Raw genomic sequence first — 22105 nt, 5'->3', positions numbered from 1 at the left:
CAAATGACCACGCCCGACGGATCCGGCGCCACCCTGACCGGCCTTACGCTGGCGGGCCGCGCCGGGCACTGGGATCTGACCCATCGCGAGGGCCGGATCACCGCGCTCCGCCCCTCTGCCAGCAGCGGCGGCGGCTTCGTGATGCCGCCGCTTGCGGACATTCACGTCCATCTCGACAAGACCTTCACCGCCGAGCGGATGCCGCACCGCGCCGCCTCGCTGTTTGACGCCATCGACATGATGTCGGCGGATGCCGAAACATGGACCGAAGCCGATCTGCGGCAGCGGGCGCGGTCCGGGCTGGCGCGCGCCGCCGCCCATGGCACCCGTCTGATGCGCAGCCATGTCGACTGGCACAAGGCCGCGCCGCCCTTGGCATGGCACGTCCTGCGGGAACTGGCGCAGGACTGGGGAGACCGGATCGAGTTGCAGCTCGCCTCGCTGACGCCGCTTGATGCGCTGCAGGACATCGGCCCCGCCGTGGCGCAGACCTTGCAAGCCGAAGGCGGCGTGATGGGCGCCTTTGTCTATCGCAACGACGATCTGCCCGCCAAGCTGGCCACGGTCTTCGATCTGGCGGAACGGCACGGGCTCGATCTGGATTTCCACGTGGACGAAGGGCTCGACCCCGAAGCGCAGGGCATCGACGCCATCATCGCCGAGACGGCGCGGCGCGGCATGGCGGGGCGCGTGCTTTGCGGGCATGGCTGCGCGCTGTCGGTGCGCGATGCCGCAGAGGTGCAGCGGCTGCTGGACCGCGCGGCCTCGGCGGGCGTGGGGCTGACCGTGCTGCCCGGCGCCAACAGCTATCTGCAGGATGCCAGCGCGGGCCGCACGCCACGCCTGCGCGGCCTTGCCCCGCTGCAGGAGGCGCGCCATGCCGGGGTGCCGGTGATGCTGGGGTCGGACAATGTCCGCGACGGCTTCTTCCCCTATGGCGATTATGACCTGTGGGATCTCTACCGGCTGGCAGTCCTGACCGGGCATCTCGATCCCGAAACATGGCTCGACGCGATCAGCGCCACGCCGGCCCGCTGGATGGGCCGCGATCTGAGCCTGCGCGAGGGCGGTCCCGCCTCGTTCATCCGCATCGCGGCCAGCGGCCCGGCGGATGCGGTGAGCCGGGCGAGCGCTGCGCGCGAGATCTGGCAGGACGGCAGGCGGATGCCGGGAATTCAAGGAGAGCACGCATGACGAAGACTTGGAATCAGGCCGCCTTTACCGCCGAACTGGGCAAGATCCGCGTCCATGCCGACGAGAAATACCTCGCGGCGCGGTCGCATGACTATTTCTGGTATAGCCCCATCCTCAACGACCAGCTGAAGGATCTGCGCGGCGAACTGCTGGTGATGCCGCAGACCGTGGAGGAGGTGAAACATGTCGCCTCGCTGGTGGCGCGGCACCGGGTGCCCCTGACCCTGCGCGGCGGCGGCACCGGCAATTACGGGCAATGCGTGCCGCTGGAGGGCGGGGTCATCATGGATCTGACCCGGCTCAGCGAGGTGATCGAGATCACGCCCGGCCATGCCCGGGTGCAGGCGGGGGCGCGGATCTCGCGGCTGGACGATGCGGCGCGGGAGACCGGGCAGGAACTGCTGATGTATCCCTCCACCCGGCAGATGGCGACGATCGGCGGCTTTCTGGCGGGCGGATCCGGCGGCATCGGCTCGCTGCGGCACGGGATGCTGCGCGATCCCGGCAATATCTCCTATGTCAAGGTGGTGACGGTGGAGCCGGAGCCGCAGGTCATCGAACTGCATGGGGACGAGATCCAGAAAGTGCAGCACGCCTATGGCACCAATGGCATTGTCGTGGAAATCGGGCTGGCGCTGACCAAGGCGACCGACTGGATTCACACCGCAGCGCTGTTTGACGGATATGACCGCGCGCTCGATTTCGCCATCGACGTGCAGCAGGACGGGCTTGACTGTTATCTGCTGTCGGCGGTGGAGCGGCGCTTTGCGCCCTATTACCGCAAATTCGGCGATTATTTCCCGGCGGATCGCGACGCGATCTTCGCCATGGTGGCGCCCGAGGAAATGGACCGGTTCCGCGCCGATGTCGAGGCCAAGGGCGGGCGGGTGTCCTTTGCCATGACCAAGACCGAAATTCAGGAGGCCGGGCTGCAGCCCGCCTATGAATGCGGCTGGAATCACACCACGCTGCAGGCGCTGAAGATGGACAAGGGCTGGACCTATCTTCAGGTCGCCTATCCCCGGCCCTTTGATCCCGAACTGGTGATGCGGCAGATGCAGCGCCATGGCGAGGATCTGTTCTGGCATCACGAAATGGCGCGCATGGATGGCGAGATCCAGATCTTCGCGCTGCCGCTGGTGCGCTATCGCGGCAAGGACGCGATGTATGACCTGATCGCGGAGCTGGAGGAAAAGGACGGCTGCACGATCTTTGATCCCCATGTCGTCACCATCGAGGATGGCGGCATGAAGGAAATCGACGACAGCCAGATCGCCTTCAAGAAACTGGCCGATCCCTATGGCCTGATGAACCCGGGAAAAACCCGGGGCTGGACCGCCGACATGGCGCGCGGCGAAGACCCCAACACGGAGAACTAGAATGTTTGCAAAGACAACGGTCCTTGGCGCCTTTGGCGCGATATGGGCGGCAGGTGCGGTATGGGCCGCCGATCCGGTGGTGTTTGGCACCAACTGGCTGGCACAGGGCGGACATGGCGGCTTTTATCAGGCGCTGGTCGACGGCACTTACGAAAAATACGGGCTGGAGGTGGAGATCCAGCCCGGCGGTCCGCAGGTCAACAACCGCCCCATGCTGTCCGCCGGGCGGCTCGATTTCCTGATGGCGGGCAATCTGCTGCTGTCTTTCGACAATGTGCGCAACGGCATTCCCACCACAGTCGTCGCGGCTTTTTACCAGAAAGACCCGCAGACCCTGATGACCCATGCCGGGCAATATGACAGCTTCGCGGCTCTGACCGAGGCGCCGACGGTGCTGATTTCCAAGGACGGGCAATTCAGCTTCTGGCAGTGGCTGGTCGATGACCACGGCTTCCGCGACGAACAGCTGCGCCCCTACGGCTTCAATCTGGCGCAGTTCCTGAGCGACGAGGCCGTGGTGCAGCAGGCCTATGGCACGGCGGAGCCGATCTATGCCGCCGATCAGGGCGCCGAGGTCGACACCTTCCTGCTGGCCGATCACGGCTGGAGCACCTATGCCGCCACGCTTGAAACCCGTCAGGAGCTGGTGGAGGAAAACCCGGAACTGGTGCAGCGTTTCGTAAATGCCTCCATCGAGGGCTGGAACAACTTCCTTTATGGCGACCGGACCGCTGCCTATGAGGCGATCATGGCCGCCAATCCGGAAATGACGGTGGAAAAGCTCGACAAGGAAGTGGCGCAGTTCGAAAAGCTGGGCATCATCGACGTGGGCGATGCCGAAACGCTTGGGATTGGCGCGCTGACCGATGAGCGGGTCAAGGCGTTTTACGATCTCGCCATTGCCTCGGGCATCATCGAGGAAGGCTCGGTCGATCTGTCCAAGGTGGCCGATACCAGCTTCGTCAACAAGGGTCACGGGCTTGACATCAAGGCCGCGCTGACCGCGGACTGACCGTCGCCACGGGCGAAGGGCACGAATTAGACCGGGGCCGACCCTTGCGGGGGTCGCCCCATGCAGGCGCGGGAGGGGATGCGGAAACCGATGACCATCGTAGAGACAAAACGCACGCGGATGCGGGAAACCATCCGCGACGCGGCCATTCGGGAATTCGCGCGCAACGGCCTCTCCGGCACCTCGACGCAGGCGATTGCCGATGCCGCCGGTATTTCCAAGGCACAGCTGCACTATTACATCTCCAGCAAGGAGGATCTGTATCAGGAGGTGCTGGGCCATATCCTTGCCGAATGGCGCGAGATTTTCCTGCTTTCCTCCAACCGCGACGATCCAAGGACGGCGATCCGCACCTATATCCAGCGCAAGATCCAGCAGGCCCTGGACCATCCCGAAATCTCGCGGCTGTTTGCGCGGGAAATGGCGCGGGGGGCACCGGAAATGGCCAAGCACTGGCCCGGACTCCGCGCGGCGGTGGACGAAGCCGCCGAGGTGATCCGGGGCTGGATCGCCGAGGGCAAGATTGCCCCCGTGGATCCGCTGCTGTTCCAGATCAACATCTGGGCGGTGGCGCAGCATTACGCCGATTACGAAATGCAGGCGCGGATGCTGATGGGCACCGGCCCCGACGCGCCGCTTGATGCCGCGCGCATCTCCGAAGAGGCGATCCAGCTGTTCCTGCTGCGCTGCGGCCTGAGCGACACGGAGCGCGCGTCATGAAAGCCCTTATTCCCAATTCCCTGCCGCGCCCCTTTGGCGCCTATTCCCATGGCGTCGACTCCGGCGGCCTGATTACGACCTCGGGGCAGCTGGCGCTGGCGGCTGACGGCACCATTCCGGAGGGCGTGCAGGCGCAGGCCGAGCTGTGTTTCGACCATATCGCCGCCATTCTTGCCGAAGCGGGCGCGGATCTGTCCCATGTGCTGCGCTTTTCCGCCTTCGTGACCCGGCGCGAGGATATGGCGGCCTATATGGCGGTGCGCGATGCGCGGGTGGCACATCTGCCCGTTTTGCCCGCCTCCACGCTGATGATCGTCAGCGGCTTCACCCGGCCCGAATTTCTGGTGGAGGTCGAGGCGCTGGCGCGGCTGCCCTGAGCTAGACCGGGGCGCCCAGGCTCTTGCACCGCGCGCGGCCTGCCGCTATCGCTGTTGCAATCGAGTGCAAGGGCAGCAGGCGGCAGGGGAGGGTCACATGCGTCACCGGATCACAGCGCGCGGCCAGAGGCGGGGCAGGTCATGACCCTGCCGCTGGTCCTTCTGCCCGGGATGATGTGCGATGCCCGGCTGTTTGCGCCCCAGATCGCGGCCCTTTCCGCCGGTCGCAGCCTGATCTGCGCCGATCTGTCCCGGGCCGACAGCATGGCGGATCTGGCCGCCATGGTTCTGGCCGACGCGCCGCGCCGCTTCGCGCTGGCCGGGCTGTCGATGGGCGGCATCCTTGCGATGGAACTGCTGCGGCAGGCGCCGGACCGGGTGGCGCGGCTGGCCCTGCTTGACACCAATCCGCTGGCCGAAACGCCGGAGGTGCAGGCGGGGCGGGCCGGGCAGATCGACCGCGCCGCGCGCGGCGAGCTGGCGCAGATGATGGCGGACACCTTCATCCCGCGCTACCTTGCCACGCCCGATCCCGGCATAGAGGCCACCTGCCACGCCATGGCCCGCGATCTGGGGCCGCAGGTCTTTGCCCGGCAAAGCCGCGCCCTGCGCGACCGGCCCGACCAATGCGCCACCCTGCGCGGCTATGACGGGCCCGCGCTGATCCTCTGCGGCGCCGAGGACCGGCTCTGCCCCGTCGCGCGCCACAGGCTGATGCACGACCTGATGCCCCATGCCGCCCTGCACGTGATTGCCGGCGCGGGGCATCTGCCCACGCTGGAAACCCCCCAAACCGTCACGGAGGCGCTGCGCCAATGGCTGAGCTGACCGATCTTCTGGCGCTCCTGCGCCGCGTCGACACCCCCACCGTCTGCAACGCGATCGAGGTGATCGACGGCAGGCGCGGCTTTGATGCCTTCACCCGCGGCACGCTGCTGGCCAGCGATCCCACAGGGGTGATCGTCGGGCAGGCGCGCACCGCAAAGATCAGCGCGCTGGCCCCCTCGCCCGAGGCGCCGGAAACCGTGCGCGCCCGGCGGATGGACTATTACCGCCACATGGCCACGGGGCAGGGGCCACGCCTTGCCGTGGTCGAGGATGTGGACGGGGAGGCGGCCATCGGCGCCTTCTGGGGCGAGCTGAACACGGCGGTGCACAAGGGCTTCGGCCTTGCCGGGGCGCTGACCAATGGCGTGATGCGCGATCTGGGTGATCTTGCCCCCGGCTTTCCGGTGCTGGCGGGCGGGATCGGCCCCTCGCATGGGTTCGTGCATGTCACCGAGGTTGGCGGTCCGGTCACGGTCTTTGGCCTGACCGTGCGTCCGGATGACTGGATCCATGCCGACCGTCACGGCGCGCTGGTCATTCCTGCCTCGCATCTGGCCGAACTTCCCGCCGCGATCGGCAAAATGCAGGCGACAGAGGCGATTGTTCTCGACGCCGCGCGCGCGCCGGGGTTCGATTTCGCCAAGTTCGAAGCCGCCTGGACCGCCTTCGAGAAAGCCCGCACCTGACGAGGACGCCATGACCCGCCTGCCCCTGCCCGAGACCCTCCGTTTCATCAAGGCGCCGGGGCGCGACGCGGGGGCCGATACCGGCGCCGTGGCCGGGCTGGTGGCCGAAATCATCGCGCGGGTCAGGGCAGAGGGCGATGCCGCCGTGCGGGACTATACGGCGCGGTTCGACGGGGTCACGCCCGACCGGATCGAGGTCAGCGCCGCAGAGCGCGAGGCGGCGGTTGCCGCACTTGATCCGCAAACCCGCGCCGATACCGAATTCGCCATCGCCAATGTGCGCGCCTTTGCCGAGGCGCAGCTTGGCGCGCTGTCGGAGATCGAGGTGGAACTGCGCCCCGGCGTGCATCTGGGGCATCGCAACATCCCCCTGCAGCGGGTCGGCTGCTATGTGCCCGGCGGGCGCTATCCGCTGCTGTCGGCCCCGGTCATGACGCTGGTGCCCGCCGCGGTCGCGGGCTGCGAGGAGGTGATCGCCTGCCTGCCCCCCACCGCGCATGAGGCGATGATCGCGGGCTGCCATCTGTCCGGGGCGCACCGCATCTTCCGCATCGGCGGCGCGCAGGCCATCGCCGCCATGGCCTTTGGCACCGAGACGGTGCCGCCGGTGGACAAGATCGTGGGCCCCGGCAATGCCTTCGTGAACGAGGCCAAGCGGCAGGTCTTCGGCCCGGTGGGCATCGACCAGCTGGCCGGACCGTCAGAGATCTTCATCCTTGCGGATCACACCGGCGATCCGGAAATGCTGGCCACCGATCTGCTGGCGCAGGCCGAACATGACATCCGCACCCGGGTCGGGCTGATCACCACCGATGCCGCGCTGGCCCATGCCGTGCTGGCCGAGGTGGAGCACCAGCTTGCCAGCCTCTCCACCGCCGAAACCGCCGGGCAGGCATGGCGCGACTATGGCGAGATCGCGCTTTGCCCCGACGAGGCGACGATGATCGCCTATTCCGACATCGTCGCGGCAGAGCATCTGCAGGTGCATACCGAAGACGCGCACGGGCTGTCGCGGCGGCTGCGGCATTACGGCTCGCTGTTCATCGGCACCAACTCCTCGGTGGTCTATAGCGACAAATGTTCGGGCACCAACCACACGCTGCCCACCATGGGCGCGGCGCGCTATACCGGCGGGCTCTGGGTCGGCACCTATATCAAGACCGTCACGCATCAGTGGCTGACCGAAGAGGGCGTGCGGCAGGTGGCGCCGCCCGCCGCGCGTCAGGCCGCGTCGGAAACGCTTGAAGGGCACCGCCGCGCGGCGCAGCTGCGCCTTGACCGGCAGCAGGCCAGCCCGCAGCGCTAGGCCCGCGCCGCGATTCGACCACCCAAATCCGGCCTGAACCCCCGGCGCGCGGCGTCATGTCCGGCACGGGGCAGGGGTGGCTTTGACACTCAAGCCCCTGACAGATCTCGCACAATTCAAAATTGCACTCGCTTGCAAAAATCTCTTGCGCAAAGGTGACTCCCGCGCTACCCATTTTGCAATCGAGTGCAAAGGGGGCCGGAGGAGGCGCCTGCTCGAGACGGCAGGAGCGCAGCGATCCCATCACCACGGCCAGATCCGGGCGGAGGCCCGCCCCGGTCTGCTGCGCGCTCCGACAGGAATAGCCCGTCAGGGCAGGGAGGAGAGACATGAAGTTCATCACCACCATGGCGGCAGCCCTCTGCGCCGTCACCATGCCCGCGATGGCCGAGACCATCCGCATCGGCCATGCCACCCCCGAGGATTCCCCGATCCACAAGGCGCTGCTGCAGTTCAAGCAGACCGTGGAAGACCGCTCCGAAGGCGACATCACGGTGGAGATTTTCCCCGGCGGCCAGATCGGATCGGTGCAGGAAATGGTGGAGCTGGTCCAGTCCGGCAACATCACCATGACCACCGGCGCCTCGGTGCATCTGTCCGCCACCGTGCCGGAGCTTGGCGTGCTCGACCAGTTCCTGCTGTTTGACGACGAAACCCACGCCCGCACGGTGCTGGACGGCGCGGCGGGCGACGCGCTTGGCAAGGCGATGGAAAGCCGCGACCTGCATCTGGTCGGGTTCATGGAACTGGGCTTCCGCTCCTTCACCAATTCGCGCGCGCCGCTCGACAGCCTCGCCGCCTTCGAGGGGCTGCGGATGCGCTCCGCCGACAACCCGGTGCAGATCAAGGCATGGCGTGCCATCGGCGCGGTGCCGGTGCCGCTGGCATGGGGCGAGATCTATTCCTCGCTGCAGCAGGGGCTGATCGACGGGCAGGAATCGGCACTTTCCTCCATGATCGTCGAACGCTTCTTCGAGGTGCAGGACTATGTCTCGCTGACCGGGCATATCTACTGGCCGGAACTCTGGATGGCGAATGCCGACTGGTATGCCGGGCTGTCCGAGGCGGAGCGGGAGATCATCGACACCGCCGCGCAGGAGACCGTGACCCTGCAGCGCGAGCTGACCGCCGAGGCCAATGCCGCGACGCTGGCCAAGCTGGAAGAGGCCGGGCTTGCCGTCAACGAACTGCCCGCCGAGGACCGCGCCGAAATGGGCGCGATGATGAATGCCGCCATCGAGGCAGACATCCGCGGCAAGGTCGGCGACGCCGTCTACGACCAGTTCATGTCCGCGCTGCAGTAACGGGGGAGGCCATGCTCGCAAAGCTCGAGAAATGGGCCGAGCCGGTGGTGATCGTCACGGCGCTGGCCGTGGTGATCCTCCTCGTCTTCGCCGACGTGGTGGCGCGGTTCGCCTTTTCCACCTCCATCGCATGGGCGGGAGAAGTGGCGCGGCTGGCCTTCGTCTACATGATCTATTTCGGGGTCAGCTACGCGATCCGCGACCGGCGGCACATGCGGGTCACGGTTCTGGTGGACATGGCGCCGCCCCGGCTGCGCCGCTGGCTGCTGCTGCTGGCCGAGGCGGTGTTTCTGGTCTATTCGCTCGCGGTCTGCTGGCTGGGGGTCGTCATCACCCAGAACGCGGCGGCGCGCGGCAAGATCCTGTCGGCCACCGAATGGCCCACCGCCGTGCTTTACGGTGTGATCGCGGTGACCGGCGCGCTGTCGGTGCTGCGGCTCTGCCAGCAGATCTGGCGCATCGCCGTGACGGGCGACGCGCAGCTTTCTCCGCAGATGGACGTCTGACATGACCTCGGCCCTGCTTTTCGGCAGCTTCTTCCTGCTGCTCGCCATCGGCGTGCCCATCGGCATCGCACTTGGCGCGGCCTCGCTGATCGCCATCGCCTATATCCCCTTCCTCAACTTCGACCTTTACGCGCTGGGGCTGGTGTCGGGGATCGACAGCTTCACCCTGATCGCGGTCGTGCTGTTCACCCTTGCCGGCAACATCATGAGCCAGGGCGGCATCTCGAACCGGCTGGTGCGGGTCGCCGATCTTGCCTTCGGGCGGGCACCCGGCGATCTGGGCACCGTCACCATCATGGCCTGCCTCTTCTTCGCAGCGATCTCCGGCACCGGCTCGGCCACCGTCGCGGCCATCGGGCTTGCAATGATCCCGGCGCTGGTCGCGCGCGGCTATGACCGGGCCTATGCCGGGGCCATGGTCGCCTCGGCGGGCGGGCTTGGCGTGATGATCCCGCCTTCGGTGGTGATGATCGTCTATGCGGTGCAGGCGGGGGTTTCGGTCACGGCACTGTTCATGGCCGGGATCGTGCCCGGCCTCGTGATCGCGGCAACGCTCATCGTCTACAACTGGCTGAACCGCCGCAAGGTCGCGCCGGTGGTGGTGGAGCCGCCGTCGCGCGGCGCGCTGCTGGCCGCGCTGAACGAGGCGAAGCTGGCGCTGCTGATGCCCGCCGTGGTGCTGGGCGGCATCTATGGCGGGCTGGTGACCCCCACCGAAAGCTCGGCAGTGGCCGTAGTCTATGCGCTGGTGGTGTCGGTCTGCGTCTACCGCGAACTGCCGCTGCGCGCCCTGCCGGGGATGATGCTGGAAAGCGCGCTGCTGGTCTCGACCGTGCTGGTCATCATCGGCGCCTCGGTCGCGTTTGGCCGGATCATCGCGCTGGAACAGATCCCGCAGGCGCTGTCCGCGCTGGTGCTGTCGCTCACCCAGTCGAAGGTGCTCGTGCTGCTGGCGGCGCTGGCGCTGCTGCTGATCGTCGGCACCTTTCTTGAAACGTTGGCGGCCATCGTGATCCTGACCCCGGTGCTGCTGCCGGTGATGGTGAAGCTGGGCGTCGATCCGGTGCATTTCGGCATCATCATGATCGTGGCGCTGGCCATCGGCTTTGTCACCCCGCCGCTTGGCGCGAACCTGTTCATGGCCGCGCAGGTGGGGCGGATCCCGTTCGATGCCATCGCGCGGCGCATCCTGCCCTGGGTGCTGGCCATGATCGTAGCGCTGCTGATCATCTCCTTCCTTCCGGGGCTGTCGCTCGGCCTGCCGCGGATCTTTCTGGACTATGGCGGCTGACCCGGCCCCGTCGCGCCAATGCTGCAAGAGAGGACAGAGTGACCTTGCGTCGTCCGATAACCCCTTCCGCCCACGGGACAATCGGCACGCCCGCGCCTATGATGCGCGGGCTGTCCCGGACCTGTGGCCGGGGCGGCGTGACCTTGGACGACACGCAAGAGGCGCGCAGCATGACAATCGAGAAGGTGACGATGGCGGAAGTGGCCGCAAAGGCCGGCGTAAGCCGGTCCGCAGTCAGCAGATACTTCACGCCGGGGGCCTCCGTGTCGAAAAAGACCGCCGAGAAGGTCCGGCTCGCCGCCGAGGCGCTGGGGTTCCGCCCCAACATCCTCGCGCGGTCGCTGATCACCGGGCAGAGCCGGATCATCGGGCTCGTGATCGCCTATCTCGAAAACTACTTCTACCCCGAGGTGCTGGAGAAGCTGTCGAAGGCGCTGCAGGAACGCGGCTATCATGTGCTGGTCTTCATGTCCTCGCAGGGGTCGGAGACGGTGGACGACGTCATTCAGGAAATCCTCGACTATCAGGTGGCGGGGCTGGTGACGGCCTCGGTGTCGCTGTCCTCCGAACTCTCCACCCGCTGCGCAGCGCTTGGCGTGCCGGTGGTGCTGTTCAACCGCGCGCAGGATGGCAAGGGCGTGACCTGTGTCACCTCCGACAATGCCGATGGCGGGCGGCAGGTGGCGCGGCTGTTCACCGCCGCCGGGCATCGCCGCATCGCCTATGTGGCGGGGTGGGAACAGGCCTCGACCCAGCGCGACCGCGAGGCGGGCTTCCTGCAGGGGCTGGCCGAGGCCGGGCAGACGCTGTTTGCCCGCGCCGTCGGCAATTACGAGGCGGCGGCGGCCAAGGCGGCGGCACGCCAGCTTTTTGCCGGCAAGTCCGAGGCGGAGCGGCCCGATGCGGTCTTTGTCGCCAACGATCACATGGCCTTCGTCGTCATGGACGTGCTGCGTTTCGAGCTTGGCCTGAAGGTGCCCGGCGATGTCTCGGTGGTGGGGTTCGACGATGTGCCCCCCGCCGCATGGCCCGCCTATGACCTGACCACGGTGCGGCAGGATGCCGAAACCATGGTGGCGCGCACCGTCGAGCGTCTGCTTGCGCAGATCGAGACCCCCGCCGAGGCCTCTTCGGAGCCGATCCGCATGCCCGCGCCGCTGGTGCTGCGCGGGTCCGCCCGCATCCCCGAGGGCTGGAGCCCCCCCGAACCCGAACCACCACAGGAGATCTGAATGACCCCCGCCATGGACATGACCGCGCGCATCGTGCGCTACGGCGAACTGCAGCCCTGCCGCACCGCCTTCATCGACGCGCATACGCCCGGCTCGAACCAGAAGGAAAACTTTACCATCATCGGCGGCGGCGTGTCGGAAAGCGCCGACCAGCATGTGCATATCAGCCTGCCGCACGGGTTCAACATCGGCGCCGCCGGCCAGCCGCCGCATTGCCGCAACTCGCTGCATTCGCACCGCACTGCCGAGGTGTTCTTTGTCCTGTCCGGGCGCTGGCGCTTCTTCTGGGGCCGCTGGGGCACGGCGGGCGAGGTGATCCTTGAACCCGGCGACATCATCAACATCCCCACCGGCATCTTCCGCGGCTTCGAAAACGTCGGCACCGATTACGGGATGATCATGGCCGTGCTTGGGGGCGATGATGCGGGCGGCGGGGTGATCTGGGCGCCGCAGGTGATCGAGGACGCGCGCGATCACGGGCTGGTTCTGGGCGAGAATGGCAAGCTTTACGACAGCAAGAAGGGCCAGACCCTGCCCGACGGCATCGCTCCCATGCCGGTGCTCAGCGAGGAAGAGCTGAAAGCCTTCCCCGAACCCAGCGCGCTGGAGGTGCTGCCGCGCCATGTGGCGCGCTATCGCGATCTTTCGGCGATGGCGGCCAAGACGCCGGTCACGGTGATCGGCGAGACCGGGCGCCTGCCCGACCGCCCCGGCTTCGAGGTTGAACTGGTGACGCGCGGCTCTGCCCAGACCACGCCCGTGACCGAGCCGCGGCCCTCGGTGCTGATGCCGGTCTTCGGGCATTGGCGCGTGGTCTGGGAGGGCGGCAGCACCATCCTTGCCCCGGGCGACACGATGAGCGTGCCGGAAGACCTGCCGGTGACGCTGGAGCCCAGCATGTCCGGCGAGGCGGGGCTTTACCGCATCCGTGGCACGCAGGATCCGGCGGGCGAGACCTGGAAGGGCTGAGCGGCCCGTTTCCGCAGACGGCGCGGCCCCGGCACCCGGGCCGCGCCAGACCATTGCCGCACGGGGACCGGACCGGCAAGGCTGGCCCCGACCGCCGGGCGTGGCGGCGGGGGTTTATGCCCATAATCAGAGTTATGTAATGTAACCCTCACCCATGGCACGGCGTCAGCCCGCTGTCAGCGCGTCCCCTGACCGCCGCCCATCCGCTGCACCAGCGCGGCGAGCGTCGGCTCGCCCTCCCCAAGTGCTGCGACCACCGACCACAGATCCTCGGCAGGACCGACGCCAAGCAGCGTGGCCGATTTGGCGCGCAGCCGTGGCGCAAGGCTTTCGGGATCCCCTGCGGCAAGGATGTCGTGATGCGCCTCGCGGATCCCGTCGCGCGTGGTCACCGACACCCGGGCCTCGCTGTCGCTCAGGCTGCTGTCCGGCGCCACCACCACCCGGTCGCGCAGCGCACAAAGATCGGCGCGGGCGCAGGTTTCCTCGCTATAGACGTCCAGCGCGGCGGTATCGACCCCGGCCAGCATCATCGCGGCGGCAAGCCGGTAGCTGAACTTGGCCTGCAGCCCGGTGGCGGGCTCGGGCAGGTTGCAGACCGCCAGCCAGCGGGGATGGGTGCGGATGGTCAGCTGCGTGACCTCCTCCGGGCGCAGCCCCTCTGCGCGCAGGATCCGCACGGCCTCAAGCATCGCGTGCAGGCCGTGGCAGCAGGCATGGAACTTGTAGGAAATGCCCGGAAACACCCAGTCCGTGCCAAGACCGTCAAGCGCCGCCGCTTCCGCGCTGCCCGCATGGGTCGGCCCGAAGCCCTGCGGACCTTCGATCGCGTCCGGTGCCGATGTCGCCCCCGCCCGCGCCAGCAGCGCCGACGTCACGCCCACCTCGGCGGCGAAGCCCGCGTTGAGCGGTTTGCCCATGGTGCCGAACTGGCTTTTCAGCCCCGCCGCCCGGGTTGCGGTCAGGCACAGCGCCTCTGCCATGGTCGCGGCATCAAGGCCCCAGATCCGCGCGGCGGCAGCCGTGGCCCCGAACGCGCCCGAGGTGCCGGTCTGGTGGAACCCCGCCTCGTAATGGGGCCGCCCCAGCCACGCGCCGATCCGGCAGGCGGTTTCCAGCCCCACCGCCACCGCATCCAGAAACTCCGAAGCCCCCGCCTGCGCCGTCTCCGCGGCTGCGAGCGCTGCGGGGATAACCGCAACGCTGGGATGGCCGATATGGCCAAAATGCGTGTCGTCGTAATCCAGCGCGTGGCTCACCGCCCCATTGGCCAGCGCGGCGGCGGCGGCAGGGGCGCGCCCGCCGCCGATCAGCGTGGCCCCCCCGGCAGAGGCGGCGCTGTCGCGGGCCATGGCGCGGGCGGCACGGGCCACCGGTTCCTGCCTGCCCGCAAGGCCGACCGTCGCCCAGTCAAACAGCGACAGCCGCACGAAACTGCGCATCCGCGCGTCCCCGGTGGCGGGGCCCGCAGCAAAACGGGCAAGGGTCTGTGCAAGGGTCATGGCGTCTTTCATTCCGTGGCTGTCTGGGGGGGTTCGGTGTCGCGCCCGGCCCGGGCCAGCAGATCCGGCAGCCAGTCGGGTTCGGGCTCTGCGGGCGCCAGCGGATCGCGGGGGCCCAGCTTTTCCGTCAGCACCAGCCCGGCAAGGCGCTGGCGGTCGGTGGCGATGGCGGCATGGCTGCCCGCAAGCCGGGCACCCTCCCATGCAAGGAAAACCGCCGAGGCGATGTGATAGGCCGCACTCGCCGCGCGGCGCGCCTCTGCGGTTTCGGCAGGGCCGTCCTGCCCCGAGACCGCGCGCAGCAGCGCCGCCACCCGGTCCAGCGTCGCGCCAAGCTGCTCCGCCAGCGGCGCCTCGACCTCGGCAAGGCAGGTGCGCAGATGCGCCGCAAGCGCGTCGAAGGCACCCTCGCGCCGCGCCGCGCGCAGCACGTCCAGCGCCACGATGTTGCTCGTGCCTTCCCAGATCGAGCCCAGATGCGCATCGCGCAGCACGCGGGCATCGGACCATTCCTCGATATAGCCGCAGCCGCCGCGCACCTCCATCGCGTCCCCCGTCACCCGACGGGCATCTCGGCAGGCGCGGAATTTCACCAGCGGCGTAAGAATGCGCAGCACCCGGGCCATATCGGCATCGCCCCGGTCCGCCGCCTCCAGCACGCGGGCGGTGTGGAACACCATGCTGCGCCCCTGCTCGGCGGCAAGCAGCATCTTGGCCAGCTGCCGCCGCATCAGCGGCATGTCGATCAGCCGCGCCCCAAAGGCCCGGCGGTGCCGCGAGATGTGCAGCGCCTCGCCGACCGCGCGCCGCATCAGCCCGGCGCTGCGCACGCCATTGGCAAGCCGCGACATGTTGATCATGTCGGTCATCTGCTTGAAACCCTGCCCCGCCGCGCCGACCAGATAGGCCTCTGCCCCGTCCAGCACGATCTCGCCCGAGGCCATCGACCGCGTGCCCAGCTTGTCCTTCAGCCGGATGATCCGGTAGTGGTTGAGCCGCCCGTCCGGCAGGTGCCGGGGCAGCAGGAACAGCGACAGGCCGCGGGTGCCGCTTTCGGCGCCTTCGGGCCGCGCCAGCACCATGGCCAGCGCCGCATCGGGGTTGGAGCAGAACCACTTGTCGCCGTAAAGCCTCCAGCCGCCGTCCTGCGGGCGCGCCACGGTCTCCACCGCGCCCACATCCGACCCTGCCGCCTGTTCCGTCATGAACATCGCGCCCTGAAACAGCCGGTCCATGTCCTGACTGGTGAGCCGGTCAAGATAGCGCGCGATCAGGTCTTCCGATCCGAACCTGCGCAGGGTGCGCGTCAGCGAGTCCGTCATGCTGAGCGGACAGCAAAGCCCGAATTCCGCCTGCACGAACAGGTAGACCAGCGCATATTTCGCCACGGGCGGCAGCGGCTCCGCCTGCCCGAACACCCCGCCCCGATGCGACATGGCGGCAAGGCCGAATTCACCGAAGGCATGGCGTTCAAGCGCCTCATAGGCGGGATGCTTGTCGATGCGCTGCACCGGCGTGCCGGTCCGGTCGCGCAGCACCAGCACGGGCGGGTTCCTGTCGGCGGCAAGGGCCAGCTGCTCCAGCCGGTCCCCGACCAGCGCGCCCATGCGCGCCAGCTGCGGCTCCAGCACCGGGTGCAGGTCGGGGGGCAGATAGACCGACAGCAGGGCCGCAAAGGCCGGATCGGCGTGATAGGCGTTCGTGCCCCGGCTGTCGGGAACGGGGCCTGCGCTGGGTCTGGTCATGATGCGCCCCCCTCAGCCGCAGAGCGCCGCCTTGGCGGCACGGTACTCGCGGTCAAGCCGCGCCACGATCCGGGCCGCAGGTTCAACCGCCTGCGACTGCGCCACCGCCTGTCCCGCGCTCCAGACCTGCGACCACGCGCGCGGCCTGTCGGGATCGGACTTCGCCCCCATGCGGCGCGGCTGCGCCAGCCGCGCCTCCTCCAGATCGACGCCCGCCGCCTCGATGCTGGGGACAAGGTAATTGGCCGGGGTGCCCGAAAACAGCGGCGTATACAGGATCTGGTCCGACGCCGCCGCGACGATCATCTGCTTGTGGCCCTCTGGCGCGATCGCCTCTTCGGCGGGGATGAAGACCGTGCCGGCATAGGCGAAATCACAGCCCAGCACCTCGGCGGCGAGGATCGCGCGGCCATTCGCGATGGCCCCCGACAGCACCAGCGGCCCGTCATGGAAGGCGCGCACCTCCTCGACCAGCGCAAAGGGGCTCAGCGTGCCCGCATGGCCCCCGGCCCCGGCACAGACAAGGATCAGCCCGTCCACCCCCGCCGCCACGGCGCGGCGGGCATGGCGCGCCTTGACCACGTCATGAAAGACCAGCCCGCCATAGCCATGCACCGCCGCCACCACCCTGTCGGGCGCCGAAAGCGAGGTGATGACCAGCGGCACCTCGTGGCGCACGAGCGTGGCCAGATCCTCCTCCAGCCGGGTGTTGTAGTCATGCACGATCAGGTTGACCCCGAACGGCGCCGGGGTTTCGCCGGTGTCCTGCCGGTGCGCCTCAAGCCGGGTCCGGATCTGGGTCAGCCAGAGGTCAAGCTGGTCGGCGGGGCGCGCGTTCAGCGCCGGAAAGGTGCCGATGATGCCCGCCTTGCACTGCGCCACCACCAGATCCACCCCGGAGACAAGGAACATCGGCGCCCCGATCAGCGGCAGTTTCAGCCCGGCCCGCAGCCCGGCAAGGCGGTCCTTCGGCGCGGTGTGGCGTTGCTCGGTCATGCGATCCTCACTTTCCTGATGGGGTCGGGCCTGACGGCCTGCGGCGGGCCGGGGCTTCGGGTCCGGCGGCGGGCGCCATCTGCGCCTGACCGCGCAGCAACAGCCGCCGGGCCCGCGCCACGACCGGAGAGCGCAGCATCTCTGCCTCGGCATCGGGCAGCGCGTCCTCTTCCGCCGCCAGCGCGTGGCGCGCCCAGTCCAGATCCTGCGGCGTGGTGCGGAAGCCCGCGCGCGCCGGGGCCAGCTGCCGGGGGTGGATCAGGCACTTGCCGCCAAAGCCCAGCTCGCTCGCATGCCGCGCGTCATCCGCAATCGCCGCCGCATCGGTGACGCTGACCGTCACCCCGTCCAGCGGCGGCGGAGCCCCCGCCAGCCGGGCCGCCTGCACAAGACGGCTGCGCAGCGGCAGCAGGGAAAGCCGGGTATGCGCGCAGCCCAGATCCTCGGAAAGGTCGATCGACCCGAAGGCAAGCCGGTCCGCCAGTTCGGCGATCTGTTCGACCCGCGACAGGCCGCGCACCGTTTCGATCTGCGCGATGATCTTCTGGCCCGGACGCAGCGCGCCGCGCACCGCTGCGATCTGCTCGGCGCTGTCGCTTTTGGGCAGCACGATCCCGTCCACCCCGGCCATGCGCGCAAAGGCAAGGTCATCGCGGTGCCACAGCGTGCCCGCGCCATTCACCCGCAGGTAAAGCGTCACCGACCGGTCCTGCGGCAACGCGCGCTGCGGGATGCGCCGCACCGCCGCCTTGCTGTCGGGGGCGACCGAATCCTCCAGATCGATCACCACCATGTCCGACCCCGCCGCACAGGCCGCGGCAAAGCTGTCGGGCCGCGCCGCGGACACGAACAGCGGAAAGCTCGGGGTCTGGTCGCTGAGGCGGGTCATGTCCATGAGGGGGCTCCCGTGGGTCCGGCAGATGCGGTGGCGCCGAAATCAGCGGGATTGCGGGCCGGAATTGCGCAGGATCTCCTCCTCGGTCCGCTGCCACAGTTCAAAGGCGATGGGATCGCTGCGTTCTTCAAGGATATGCCCGACAAGCCCGATGGACCGCGCCATGACCCCGAAGCCGCGCACGATCTGCCAGGGAAAGCCGAATTCGCAACAGATCGCGCCGATGGCGCCCGTGGCATTGATCGGCAGCGCCTTGCCGCGCGCCGCCTCGGCCTCGCGCTGAAGGCACTGCATCAGCGCGACATATTCCCCCGACAGCCCGTTCTGCGCCGCGATCTCGAACAGGCGCGGCGTGCGCGGATCGACCGGCTTGTGCAGCGGATGGCCAAGCCCCGGCAGGATCTGCCCGCGCGCGGCATGATCGGCCACCACTTCTTTCGCGATTGCCTCCAGATCCGCGCCGGTGCCCAGCCTCTCGGCGGGCAGCGCCTCGTAAAGCAGCCGCGCGGCACCCTCCATGGATCCGACAAACACCGTGCCAAGCCCGTTCAGCCCCGCCGCCACCGCCGCCTGCAGCGATTCCGGCGCGCCCATATAGGTCAGGCGGGCGACCATGGCCGAAGGCGTGATGCCGTGTTCCACCAGCGTGATGACGATGGCGTTGAACACCTTCGATTCCTCCGGCGAGGGCTTGCGATGCGCCGTCAGCAGAAAGGCCAGATCACCAAGATTCATCTCGCCAAGGATCTCGCTCGGCAGGTCGAGCCCGCGCACGGTGATCTGGTCGGGCGTGCTCCAGCCGATGTCCGAGGTCAGCTTGTCCTTGCGTTTGGGCATGGTCTTTCCTTCAGGTCAGAAGTTTCGCTTCGGTCACCGCCTGCACGTCCTCAAGGCTGTTGCCCTTGGTCAGCTCGACGACCCGGAAGCCGCCGGGGGTCACGTCGAGCACGGCCAGATCGGTGTAGACGCGGCTGACGACGCCAAGCCCGGTCAGCGGATAGGTGCAGCGTTTCAGCAGCTTGGGCGTGCCGTCGTGGTTGACGTGGCGCATCATCACGAGGATCCGCGGCACCCCCACCACCAGATCCATCGCGCCGCCAACCGCGGGGGGGAATTTTTCGTCCAGCGTCGCCCAGTTCGCCAGATCGCCGGTTTCGGCCACCTGATAGGCGCCAAGCACGGCGATATCGATATGGCCGCCGCGCATCATCGCGAAACTGTCGGAATGCTCGAAATAGGCGGCCCCCGGTGCTGCGGTGACATAGCGCTTGCTGGCGTCGATCAGCTCAAGATCCTCTTCGCCCTCGGGCGGGGTCGGACCCACGCCGAGGATCCCGTTTTCGGAATGATAGATCACCTCGCGGCCCTCGGGCACATAGGCCGAGACATGGGTGGGCTTGCCGATCCCAAGGTTCACATAGGCGCCATCGGGGATGTCCTGCGCCACGCGGGCGGCAAGTTCGGCATCCTCCAGCGCGGTCAGCCGCGCGCCGTTCAGGTTCAAGACGGTCGTCATGGCCGCACCCCGTATTCCACCACGCTCTGGACAAAGATGCCCGGCGTCACCACCCGTTCCGGATCAAGCGGCGTGTCGGACAGCTGCCGCACCTCGGCCACCGCATGTTTCGACGCCATGGCCATCACCGGGTTGAAGTTGCGCGCCGTGGCGTGGAAGCTGAGATTGCCCCAGCGGTCGCCACGGTCGGCCCGCAGCAGCGCAAAATCCGCAGGCAGCGGCGCCTCCAGCACATAGCCGCGCCCGTCGATGATCCGGGTCTCCTTGCCCTCGGCCAGAAGCGTGCCGTAACCCGTTGGCGTCAGGAAGCCGCCCAGCCCCGCCCCGGCGGCGCGGATGCGTTCGGCCAGCGTGCCCTGCGGCACCACTTCCAGCGCGACCTCGCCCGCCTCATAGCGCTTTTCGAACCAGATCGACCCCGGCGAGCGCGGGTAGGAACAGATGACCTTGGCCACCCGCCCCGCCTTCAGCAGCTTGGCGATGCCGGTCTCTCCGGCGCCCGCGTTGTTGGAAATCACCGTAAGCCCCGTTGCCCCCTGCGCCAGCAGCGCGTCGATCAGCCCGAAGGGGATGCCCGAGGATCCGAAGCCTCCGATCATGACCGAAGCGCCGTCGGGGATCGGGGCCACCGCGCTTTCAAGGTCCGTCACAGTTTTGTCCATCTGCAGGTCTCCCGTTGTCTGGATCACGCCTTGGCGGCGCTTCTGCGGCGCCCGAGCCCGAGATTCACCACGATCACCGCCACCAGCACCCCGGCCCCGCCAAGGCTTGTGGTCAGTTCGGGCACAAGGATCAGCACGCCGCCAAGCGCGAAGGCGATGCGGCTCAGCACCCCGATGCGACCGACCTTGTAGATCCATGCCTCGAACCCGGAGGTGATCGCCCAGATCGCCACAAGCGTCAGCGCCACCCGTTCGAGGATCTGCGGCCATGTGCCTTCCATGATCAGCGCCGGGTCGTAGACGAAGATGAAGGGCAGCACAAAAAGCGGCATGCCAAGGCGCATGGCATGAAGCCCGGTCTGCATCGGCTTTGATCCCGCGACATTCGCGGCGGTGATCGCGGCCAGCGCGACCGGCGGCGTGATGTAGGACAGCATACCCCAGTAAAGGATGAACAGATGGCTGGCGATCGGGTTGAGCCCGGCCTGCACCAGCGCCGGGGCCAGCAGGATCGACAGGAAGATGTAGCAGGCGGTGACCGTCATCCCCATGCCCAGCACGAAGCTGGTCACCGCCCCGGCAATCAGCATCAGCGCGGTGTTGCCGCCCGCATACAGCAGCAGTTCGCGGGAAAACGCGCCCGCCACGCCGGTATAGGACAGGCCGCCGACCACCAGACCGATGCCCGCCAGCACGGCGACAAGGTTTGCGACATTCGCCGAGGTGTCAAGCAGCAGCGCCTTGGCCCGGGCCAGCGTCAGGCGGGTGTCCTTGTTGAACGCCGTCGCCACCAGCATCACCACCGAGGCATAGTAGGGGGAGCGCGCTTCCATGCGCAGGCCCATCAGCACGAAGATCAGCACAGCAAGGCTCAGCAGATAGGGCCAGCCGGATTTCAGCACCGGCCAGAGCGCGGGCATCTCGCTGCGCGGCAGACCCTTCAGCCCGCGGCGGGCCGCGTACATGTCGACCTGAAACAGCAGCGCCACGTAGAACATCAGCGCCGGGATGACCGCAGCGACCACGATGCTGGAATACTGCACCCCAAGGAACGAGGCCATGACGAAGGCCACGGTGCCCATCACCGGCGGCATCAGCGTGGCGCCGGTGGAGGCGCAGGCCTCGACCGCGGCGGCGTAATGCGCGGGATAGCCGACCCGCCGCATCGTCGGGATCGAGAACGGGCCCGAGGTCAGGATGTTGGAGATCACGCTGCCCGACAGCGAGCCAAGGATGCCCGAGCCCATCACCGCCACCTTGGCAGGGCCGCCGCGGCTGTGCCCGAGCAGCGCCGAGGCCAGTTCCATGAAGAAATCGCTGCCCTTGGTCGCGACCAGCACCGAGCCGAAGATCACGAAGCCGATCACCAGTTCCGCGACGACCTGCATCGGAATGCCGATGATCGACTCGACCCCCAGCACATGCGCCCGGACGGTGCCGATCAGCGAATATTCGGTGCCCCACAGGAAGCCGGGCATGTAATCGGCATAAAGCGGATAGGTGCCGAACAGCAGCGCGGTCACCAGCAGGATCGTCCCGCCCGCGCGCCGCACCCCTTCAAGCACCAGCACGATCAGCACCGAGGCCATGAGATCGGCCATGGGCGGGGCGTCGTATTCCCAGCCCTTCTGGATGATGTCGAGCCCGTGCAGCCCCAGCCATCCGGCACTGACCAGCGCCGCGACCGCAAGCCCCGGATCAAGCCAGCGGAGGCGGCGCGGATGCAGGGTGCTGGCGGGCAGGGTCAGGAAGGCGACGGCCAGAAAGATGCCGATGAGGTAATAAAGATAGGCGTTGCCCAGAGGCTGGAACCCGAAAAGGTTCAGCAGGAACTGCTGGTTGATCGCCATGACGATCCCGAGCGCGCCCAGCCCCATGACGATCACCCGGCGGGCTGTCTGGTCGGCAAGGATGGGGCGGGCCCCTGCGCCCTGCCCCTCGGGCAATGCGGCATCTGTGGTCTTTTCGGAAACCATGGTCTCTTC

At 68.0% G+C, this 22105-nt stretch carries 21 protein-coding genes; 13 read left to right on the top strand and 8 right to left on the bottom strand.

Annotation, left to right across the window (positions count from 1 at the left end; genetic code table 11):
* The first annotated feature begins 3 nt into the window (after positions 1-3).
* The 13 genes from BLR51_RS14640 to BLR51_RS14580 all read left to right on the top strand — a co-directional run bounded on the left by BLR51_RS14640 (position 4) and on the right by BLR51_RS14580 (position 12804).
* Positions 4-1194 (top strand): amidohydrolase family protein, encoded by a 1191-nt coding sequence (locus BLR51_RS14640; protein ID WP_089848253.1) that lies wholly within the window; start codon positions 4-6, stop codon positions 1192-1194.
* On the top strand, positions 1191-2573 hold the full coding sequence (locus BLR51_RS14635) for an FAD-binding oxidoreductase (protein WP_089848251.1): 1383 nt from the start codon (positions 1191-1193) through the stop codon (positions 2571-2573). The genes BLR51_RS14640 and BLR51_RS14635 overlap by 4 nt, the downstream gene beginning before the upstream one ends.
* Before the next feature lies 1 nt (position 2574).
* Positions 2575-3585 carry an ABC transporter substrate-binding protein gene (locus BLR51_RS14630; RefSeq protein ID WP_089848249.1) on the top strand — a complete coding sequence of 337 codons (1011 nt, stop codon included), beginning with the start codon at positions 2575-2577 and terminating at the stop codon, positions 3583-3585.
* Positions 3586-3675: 90 nt separating this feature from the next.
* The gene (locus BLR51_RS14625; RefSeq protein ID WP_207543633.1) at positions 3676-4305 is read left to right on the top strand and encodes a TetR family transcriptional regulator C-terminal domain-containing protein; all 630 of its coding nucleotides are present in this window, start codon (positions 3676-3678) and stop codon (positions 4303-4305) included.
* Positions 4302-4682: a RidA family protein gene (locus BLR51_RS14620; protein ID WP_089848237.1), complete on the top strand. Its 381-nt coding sequence runs from the start codon at positions 4302-4304 to the stop codon at positions 4680-4682. The genes BLR51_RS14625 and BLR51_RS14620 overlap by 4 nt, the downstream gene beginning before the upstream one ends.
* A gap of 141 nt (positions 4683-4823) precedes the next feature.
* Positions 4824-5510: an alpha/beta fold hydrolase gene (locus BLR51_RS14615; RefSeq protein ID WP_089848234.1), complete on the top strand. Its 687-nt coding sequence runs from the start codon at positions 4824-4826 to the stop codon at positions 5508-5510.
* Complete coding sequence (locus BLR51_RS14610) at positions 5498-6196, top strand: RraA family protein (RefSeq protein ID WP_089848233.1); 699 nt, start codon at positions 5498-5500, stop codon at positions 6194-6196. The genes BLR51_RS14615 and BLR51_RS14610 overlap by 13 nt, the downstream gene beginning before the upstream one ends.
* Before the next feature lie 10 nt (positions 6197-6206).
* A complete protein-coding gene (hisD, locus tag BLR51_RS14605) occupies positions 6207-7502 on the top strand; it encodes a histidinol dehydrogenase (protein WP_089848232.1) in 1296 nt (431 codons plus the stop codon).
* Positions 7503-7831: 329 nt separating this feature from the next.
* Positions 7832-8806, top strand: coding sequence for a TRAP transporter substrate-binding protein (locus BLR51_RS14600; RefSeq protein ID WP_089848231.1), 975 nt, complete (start codon positions 7832-7834; stop codon positions 8804-8806).
* Between the two features lie 11 nt (positions 8807-8817).
* The gene (locus BLR51_RS14595; protein WP_089848230.1) at positions 8818-9312 is read left to right on the top strand and encodes a TRAP transporter small permease; all 495 of its coding nucleotides are present in this window, start codon (positions 8818-8820) and stop codon (positions 9310-9312) included.
* 1 nt (position 9313) lies between these two features.
* Complete coding sequence (locus tag BLR51_RS14590; RefSeq protein ID WP_089848227.1) at positions 9314-10603, top strand: TRAP transporter large permease; 1290 nt, start codon at positions 9314-9316, stop codon at positions 10601-10603.
* A 170-nt stretch (positions 10604-10773) separates the two neighbouring features.
* Positions 10774-11835 carry a LacI family DNA-binding transcriptional regulator gene (locus BLR51_RS14585; protein ID WP_089848474.1) on the top strand — a complete coding sequence of 354 codons (1062 nt, stop codon included), beginning with the start codon at positions 10774-10776 and terminating at the stop codon, positions 11833-11835.
* Entirely contained in the window at positions 11836-12804 is a 969-nt protein-coding gene (locus BLR51_RS14580; RefSeq protein ID WP_089848225.1) for a cupin domain-containing protein, read from the top strand. It abuts the gene before it with no gap.
* 176 nt (positions 12805-12980) lie between these two features.
* On the opposite strand, the gene BLR51_RS14575 is transcribed toward BLR51_RS14580, so the two are convergent.
* From BLR51_RS14575 to BLR51_RS14540, 8 genes are read right to left on the bottom strand one after another with little or no spacing between them, the layout of a single operon-like run.
* Positions 12981-14306, bottom strand: a complete 1326-nt coding sequence (locus BLR51_RS14575) for an MmgE/PrpD family protein (RefSeq protein WP_089848223.1) — start codon at positions 14304-14306, stop codon at positions 12981-12983.
* A gap of 8 nt (positions 14307-14314) precedes the next feature.
* Positions 14315-16051: an acyl-CoA dehydrogenase family protein gene (locus BLR51_RS14570; RefSeq protein WP_089848222.1), complete on the bottom strand. Its 1737-nt coding sequence runs from the start codon at positions 16049-16051 to the stop codon at positions 14315-14317.
* A gap of 12 nt (positions 16052-16063) precedes the next feature.
* Positions 16064-17047 (bottom strand): NAD(P)H-dependent flavin oxidoreductase, encoded by a 984-nt coding sequence (locus BLR51_RS14565; protein WP_089848221.1) that lies wholly within the window; start codon positions 17045-17047, stop codon positions 16064-16066.
* A 7-nt stretch (positions 17048-17054) separates the two neighbouring features.
* The gene (locus BLR51_RS14560; protein WP_207543632.1) at positions 17055-17942 is read right to left on the bottom strand and encodes an HpcH/HpaI aldolase/citrate lyase family protein; all 888 of its coding nucleotides are present in this window, start codon (positions 17940-17942) and stop codon (positions 17055-17057) included.
* Between the two features lie 42 nt (positions 17943-17984).
* Positions 17985-18779 carry a citryl-CoA lyase gene (locus tag BLR51_RS14555; protein WP_089848220.1) on the bottom strand — a complete coding sequence of 265 codons (795 nt, stop codon included), beginning with the start codon at positions 18777-18779 and terminating at the stop codon, positions 17985-17987.
* A gap of 10 nt (positions 18780-18789) precedes the next feature.
* Positions 18790-19458 carry a 3-oxoacid CoA-transferase subunit B gene (locus tag BLR51_RS14550; RefSeq protein WP_207543631.1) on the bottom strand — a complete coding sequence of 223 codons (669 nt, stop codon included), beginning with the start codon at positions 19456-19458 and terminating at the stop codon, positions 18790-18792.
* Complete coding sequence (locus BLR51_RS14545; RefSeq protein WP_089848219.1) at positions 19455-20120, bottom strand: 3-oxoacid CoA-transferase subunit A; 666 nt, start codon at positions 20118-20120, stop codon at positions 19455-19457. The genes BLR51_RS14550 and BLR51_RS14545 overlap by 4 nt, the downstream gene beginning before the upstream one ends.
* A 23-nt stretch (positions 20121-20143) precedes the next feature.
* Positions 20144-22096 (bottom strand): TRAP transporter permease, encoded by a 1953-nt coding sequence (locus tag BLR51_RS14540; RefSeq protein WP_089848218.1) that lies wholly within the window; start codon positions 22094-22096, stop codon positions 20144-20146.
* Positions 22097-22105 lie beyond the last annotated feature (9 nt).

It is taken from the genome of Salipiger marinus (assembly GCF_900100085.1).
Classification (GTDB): domain Bacteria; phylum Pseudomonadota; class Alphaproteobacteria; order Rhodobacterales; family Rhodobacteraceae; genus Salipiger; species Salipiger marinus.
The sequence above is the reverse complement of the archived record's forward strand: the minus strand, read 5'-3'. Positions and strand labels throughout refer to the sequence as shown.

What these genes read in the sequence shown, in the direction of transcription:
- BLR51_RS14640 (WP_089848253.1), top strand. Translation starts at nt 4, where the DNA reads ATGACCACGCCCGACGGATCCGGCGCCACCCTGACCGGCCTTACGCTG.
- BLR51_RS14635 (WP_089848251.1), top strand. Translation starts at nt 1,191, where the DNA reads ATGACGAAGACTTGGAATCAGGCCGCCTTTACCGCCGAACTGGGCAAG.
- BLR51_RS14630 (WP_089848249.1), top strand. Translation starts at nt 2,575, where the DNA reads ATGTTTGCAAAGACAACGGTCCTTGGCGCCTTTGGCGCGATATGGGCG.
- BLR51_RS14625 (WP_207543633.1), top strand. Translation starts at nt 3,676, where the DNA reads ATGACCATCGTAGAGACAAAACGCACGCGGATGCGGGAAACCATCCGC.
- BLR51_RS14620 (WP_089848237.1), top strand. Translation starts at nt 4,302, where the DNA reads ATGAAAGCCCTTATTCCCAATTCCCTGCCGCGCCCCTTTGGCGCCTAT.
- BLR51_RS14615 (WP_089848234.1), top strand. Translation starts at nt 4,824, where the DNA reads ATGACCCTGCCGCTGGTCCTTCTGCCCGGGATGATGTGCGATGCCCGG.
- BLR51_RS14610 (WP_089848233.1), top strand. Translation starts at nt 5,498, where the DNA reads ATGGCTGAGCTGACCGATCTTCTGGCGCTCCTGCGCCGCGTCGACACC.
- hisD (WP_089848232.1), top strand. Translation starts at nt 6,207, where the DNA reads ATGACCCGCCTGCCCCTGCCCGAGACCCTCCGTTTCATCAAGGCGCCG.
- BLR51_RS14600 (WP_089848231.1), top strand. Translation starts at nt 7,832, where the DNA reads ATGAAGTTCATCACCACCATGGCGGCAGCCCTCTGCGCCGTCACCATG.
- BLR51_RS14595 (WP_089848230.1), top strand. Translation starts at nt 8,818, where the DNA reads ATGCTCGCAAAGCTCGAGAAATGGGCCGAGCCGGTGGTGATCGTCACG.
- BLR51_RS14590 (WP_089848227.1), top strand. Translation starts at nt 9,314, where the DNA reads ATGACCTCGGCCCTGCTTTTCGGCAGCTTCTTCCTGCTGCTCGCCATC.
- BLR51_RS14585 (WP_089848474.1), top strand. Translation starts at nt 10,774, where the DNA reads ATGACAATCGAGAAGGTGACGATGGCGGAAGTGGCCGCAAAGGCCGGC.
- BLR51_RS14580 (WP_089848225.1), top strand. Translation starts at nt 11,836, where the DNA reads ATGACCCCCGCCATGGACATGACCGCGCGCATCGTGCGCTACGGCGAA.
- BLR51_RS14575 (WP_089848223.1), bottom strand. Translation starts at nt 14,306, where the DNA reads ATGACCCTTGCACAGACCCTTGCCCGTTTTGCTGCGGGCCCCGCCACC.
- BLR51_RS14570 (WP_089848222.1), bottom strand. Translation starts at nt 16,051, where the DNA reads ATGACCAGACCCAGCGCAGGCCCCGTTCCCGACAGCCGGGGCACGAAC.
- BLR51_RS14565 (WP_089848221.1), bottom strand. Translation starts at nt 17,047, where the DNA reads ATGACCGAGCAACGCCACACCGCGCCGAAGGACCGCCTTGCCGGGCTG.
- BLR51_RS14560 (WP_207543632.1), bottom strand. Translation starts at nt 17,942, where the DNA reads ATGGACATGACCCGCCTCAGCGACCAGACCCCGAGCTTTCCGCTGTTC.
- BLR51_RS14555 (WP_089848220.1), bottom strand. Translation starts at nt 18,779, where the DNA reads ATGCCCAAACGCAAGGACAAGCTGACCTCGGACATCGGCTGGAGCACG.
- BLR51_RS14550 (WP_207543631.1), bottom strand. Translation starts at nt 19,458, where the DNA reads ATGACGACCGTCTTGAACCTGAACGGCGCGCGGCTGACCGCGCTGGAG.
- BLR51_RS14545 (WP_089848219.1), bottom strand. Translation starts at nt 20,120, where the DNA reads ATGGACAAAACTGTGACGGACCTTGAAAGCGCGGTGGCCCCGATCCCC.
- BLR51_RS14540 (WP_089848218.1), bottom strand. Translation starts at nt 22,096, where the DNA reads ATGGTTTCCGAAAAGACCACAGATGCCGCATTGCCCGAGGGGCAGGGC.